The sequence below is a fragment of the Natrialba aegyptia DSM 13077 genome (assembly GCF_000337535.1).
GTDB classification, from domain to species: domain Archaea; phylum Halobacteriota; class Halobacteria; order Halobacteriales; family Natrialbaceae; genus Natrialba; species Natrialba aegyptia.
Map to the genome: position 1 here is coordinate 1 of NZ_AOIP01000041.1, position 511 is coordinate 511.

At 54.4% G+C, this 511-nt stretch carries 1 protein-coding gene; it reads right to left on the bottom strand.

Features of this window, described 5'->3' with window-relative positions:
- Nucleotides 1-252: 252 nt before the first annotated feature.
- The coding region (locus C480_RS17550; RefSeq protein WP_006666967.1) for a hypothetical protein at nucleotides 253-511 on the bottom strand (259 nt) is incomplete at its 5' end.

The window sequence follows — 511 nt, forward strand, 5'->3', positions numbered from 1 at the left end:
GATCTACAGTGAACTGGTCCACCGTGTGCCGGAGGAGCACCGTGTGAGGTACAAGGACTCGTAGTCGGTTTATCATACTTCTGGTAGTATGCGTATTCAGTGATACCCTCCCCTACAGTATTCATTAACTGTAGACCTTCGGTCTACAGTGAATGAAATTGGCCCACAGCCCATTTGCCCATGGTGTGTCAGAGAGGAGGTAGATATATAGATGCGCGTTGTTCTCGATCGGGGTGGTTCGTGATGGGTGCTCTATCCGTCGTTTTCGGTGTTGTTGAGTTTCGCCATGCCGACCATCGGGGCCAGCATCGGGGCGTGTAGCATGGCTTCAGCCAGTGCCTCGCGGTACGTGGTCACTGGTGGGGCATCTGTCTGTGTGTCTTCGGCTCGCCCGTACCCAGATCCGACGATCTCCGTTCCATCAAGAGCAGGGTCGTAGTTGTTGAGAATCCGGCTTACGGTCGGTTGGGATTTGTCGATCGCTGGATGGTCGGCGATCTCGTCTTGTGAG